4 protein-coding genes are annotated in these 3749 nt (G+C 73.8%); all 4 read right to left on the minus strand.

Annotation, left to right across the window (positions count from 1 at the left end; translation table 11 throughout):
• Nucleotides 1-747 (minus strand): acyl-CoA dehydrogenase family protein (locus tag BGO22_RS02705; RefSeq protein ID WP_286848749.1); only part of this gene is annotated, 747 nt, incomplete at its 3' end.
• An 8-nt stretch (nt 748-755) separates the two neighbouring features.
• The gene (locus BGO22_RS02710) at nt 756-2072 is read right to left on the minus strand and encodes a phytoene desaturase family protein (RefSeq protein WP_286848752.1); all 1317 of its coding nucleotides are present in this window, start codon (nt 2070-2072) and stop codon (nt 756-758) included.
• A gap of 36 nt (nt 2073-2108) precedes the next feature.
• Entirely contained in the window at nt 2109-2963 is an 855-nt protein-coding gene (locus BGO22_RS02715) for an HTD2 family dehydratase (protein WP_070399250.1), read from the minus strand.
• The coding region (locus BGO22_RS02720) for a 3-hydroxyacyl-CoA dehydrogenase family protein (RefSeq protein ID WP_286848755.1) at nt 2960-3749 on the minus strand (790 nt) is incomplete at its 5' end. The genes BGO22_RS02715 and BGO22_RS02720, both read right to left, overlap by 4 nt.

Below are 3749 nucleotides of genomic sequence, written 5' to 3' on the forward strand. Positions count from 1 at the left end.
CGTGAGGATCTCGGGCCGCGTGATCAGGCTGCCCGCGGCCGCCAGCGAGCCTTCGGACAAGGCCTCGGTCACCACCACCATGAGCAGGGTGTCCTCGCGATCGTCGGGCGCGCTGCCGCCGAAACGCTCAGGAATGGCCAGGCCGAACACGCCCATCTCGCGCATGGGCTGCAGCAGCGATTCGGGCACGGTGAGGTCGTGCCGGTGGATGGCTTCGGCCTGCGGGGCCACCACCTCGGCGGCGAAGCGGCGAAAGGCATCCTGCGCGAGCCCATGGGCCTCGTCGAGGGCGATATCGCCGACCAGGCCCTGGGCCTCGACCACGCCCCGGCCCGTGGCCTGCAGGGCCTCGGCGCCGCCCACGGCGCGGCGCAGCGCGCGCCACTCGGGCGCCGCGCGCAACGCGTCCACCGCCGCCGGGTCTTCGCCGGTCTCGGCGAGCATCGCGTCCAGGCGGTCGAGCAGCGAGACCACCGCGTCCACCGTGAACACCAGCGCAAGCCGCGCGTCCAGCGGGTCGCTGTCGGGCGTGAGCGCGGCGATGGCGGTCTCGGCGGCCAGCAGCTCGGCGCCGGCCCAGGCCATCTCGAAGCTGGGCACCTGCACCGCGTCCAGGCGCCGCGCGCTCAGGCGGCCGTTCTCCAGGCAATGGCGCGCCAGCACCAGCACACCCGCGTCGAACAGCGAGCGCAGCCGCGCCAGCACGGCCGAGGCGTCGGCGAGCGGGCGTTGCAGGGCGGTGTTCATGTCGCGCATCATGCGGTTTGACCCACGCCGAGCACGCCCAGCGCCTTGTGCGCCGCCTCGCGACCGGTGTCCACGCAGGCCTGGGTGCCGCCGCCGCCGTAGTCCTTGACGGCATCGCCCACGTTCCAGAGGTTGGGCAGCGGCGTCTCCTGCGGCAGGTCGAAGCCGGCACAGGAGCGCTGGGCCGGCCACTCACCGCGCATCACGCGGATCGAGAGGATCCTGGCGTCGGCGAAGCCGGGGAATTCGTTTCGCAGGTCCTGCAGGCCCAGCTCGGTCTCGGCCTTCTCGTCGAAGTCGCCCAGGGCCGGCTTGGGCACCACGTAGGCCACGTACAGGTGCCAGCCCGGCGGCGCCATCTCGGGGCACATCGCCGTGAGTTCGCCCATGTTGCACAGCCGCTCGGTGTTGGCGAAGGTGATGAGACCGGGCTGGTCGATCAGGCGCTGCCGGGTCGCGAAGTTGACCACGATGTTCGCGGCCGGGCGCAGCACGCGCCGGGCCTTGGCCACGTACTCGGCGCCCAGCGCCGCCTCGCCGGCCAGCGCGATGGTGGCGGCCGGGCCGACGTTGCTGATGACCACCCGCGCGTCGACGCGCTGCGTCACCCCGTGGCGCTCCACGTCCACGCCCGTGGCGCGCCCGTCGCTGACGTGGATCTTGCGGACCGGCGCGTCGAGCCAGATCTCGCCGCCCTTGGCGCGGATGCCGGCGCCCAGGTCGTTCCACAGGCCGATGGTGCCGCGCGGGCAGAAGCCGAAGCGCTTGAAGGCGCCCTTGAAAGCGAAGTAGGTCAGGAAGGCGCGCGCCGGCAGTTCGTCGGCGTTGGCGGCCCAGATCGCCGCGCAGAAGTTGCGGAACAGCCGGTGCACCGTGGCGTTCTTGGTGAACTTCTTGAGCCAGTCCTCGGTGCTGAGGGCTTCCTCGGGCAGTTCGGCATTGCCCTTGCGCACGTCGCCGAAGCTCGCGCCGATCTTGGCCGCGGCCTTGGTGAGGCCGCCGAGGATGAGGTTCCAGCCGCCGCCCTTGCTCGGGTCGATGATCTTGCCGTCGATGCGGAACACGGTCGCGGGCTGGGGTTCGCGCACGTCCAGCGGCACGCCCAGCAGGTCGAAGGTCTGCTCGAAGCCGCTGCCGCGCTCGATGGCGATGGCGCCGCGGTTGACGATGAAGCCGTCGATCTCCTCGCTGGAGGCGCGGCCGCCGAGGCGGTCCTGCGACTCCACGATCAGCACCTTGCGGCCGGCGGCCACCAGGTGGGCGGCCGCGCTCATGCCGCCGGCGCCGGCGCCGATCACGACCACGTCGTAGGGGGGATGGGTCATCAGTGGGTCTCCTGTGGAAGTTCGTGTGCGGGCCGCTCAGCGCCAGCGCAGCGTGGCGCTCATGCCGACGAAGCCCTGGGGGTCGCTGGTCCAGAGCGCGGCGCCGTCGGCCCCGGCGTTCGGGCGGCCGTTGAGGCGCAGCGGGTCGGTGTCGAAGGCGGGTCGCTGGGCGCGAAAGCCGAAGTGCGCGGGCAGCGCGCCGGGCCGCTCGCGCGCGGCCAGGTCGAGCAGGAGCGTGGCCAGCAGCGGGCCGTGCACCACCAGCGCGGGGTAGAACTCCTCGCGCGTGGCGTAGTCGCGGTCGTAGTGGATGCGGTGGCCGTTGTAGGTGAGCGCGGAGAAGCGGAACAGCATCACGGGGTCGGGCACGAGGTCGCGCCGCCAGTCCGCGTCGGTGGGCGCGGCCTCGCCGGGCGGCAGCGGCGCGGGCGCGGTGGGCGCTTCGCGGTAGACGATGTGCTGCAACTCGCTGAGGCGGGGTTGACCATCCTGTTCCAGCTCGTGCGCCACCGTGACAAACACCAAGGCGCCGGCCTTGCCCTGCTTGAGGTCCACGCTGCGCACGGTGGAGGTCCTGCGTGCCATCCGACCCAGGCGCAGCGGCTCGTGCAGCGTGAGCTCGCCCGCCGCCCACATGCGGCGCGGCAGCGGCACGGGCGGCAGGAAGCCGCCGCGCCGGGGGTGGCCGTCCACGCCCGTGCCCTCGCGGCTGGGCGCATCGAGGAAGTAGAGCCAGTGCCAGGGCAGCGGCAGGGCATCGCCCTCCTCCGGCGCCTGTGCATGGTCGAGCAGGCCGGCCAGCGCGCGCGCCGGGAAAGGGTCCAGATGCTGTTCGCGGCTGTCGCTGCGGCCGACCCACTGGCGCAGGTGCTCAAGGTCAACCGCGCTCATCGTTCGGCCTCCGGCGTGGTCAGCGGCAGGCCCAGGGCCACGCGGCGCTGCAGCCAGGCGCTGGGGCGGTAGCGCGGGTCGCCGGTGGCGGCGAGTTGCGCGCGCAGGACCTCGAGCAGGCGCGCCGCGCCGAGCCGGTCGCCCCAGCTCAGCGGGCCCTGCGGGTAGCCCAGGCCCAGCCGCACCGCATCCTCCAGGTCGGCCACGCTGGCGATGCCGCGCTGCGCGATGTTGGCCGCGATGTTGACGATGGTGGCCATCACGCGCTGCGCGATGAAGCCGGGGCTGTCGTTGATCAGGGTCACGGCCGTGCCGTCCTTCGCCAGCAGCGCGTGGGCCGCGTCGCGCACGGCCGGCGAGGTCACCGCCGTCAGCATGAGCGTGCGGCGCAGCGCCAGCGGGGGCAGCGGGTCCACGGCGGCGCAGCGGGTGGCGTCCAGGCCGAGCCGCAGCGCCGCGCCGGTGGCGTCCTCGCCCCAGGGCATCACCAGGCACAGGTCGGCGTTGCCCGGGCCGTCGACGAGGCGCGCGCCGGCCGCCGCCATCAGCCCCCGCAGGCCGTCGGCGCCGCTCGCGGCCGGGTCCACCCACACCGCCAGCGCCTCGGGCAAGGGGGGCAGTGGCCGGGCAGGCGGGCGTTGCGGCTGGCCGTCCACGTAGCGGTACCAGCCCTCCCCGCTCTTGCGGCCAAACAGGCCGGCGGCCACGCGCGGCGGCACCAGGGACGACGGCCGGAAGCGCGGCTCCTGCTGGAACTGCTCGTAGATCGAGGCCATCACGCGCGAG

Origin of the sequence: Hydrogenophaga sp. 70-12 (genome assembly GCF_001897365.1) — a bacterium.
Taxonomy (GTDB): domain Bacteria; phylum Pseudomonadota; class Gammaproteobacteria; order Burkholderiales; family Burkholderiaceae_C; genus Hydrogenophaga; species Hydrogenophaga borbori.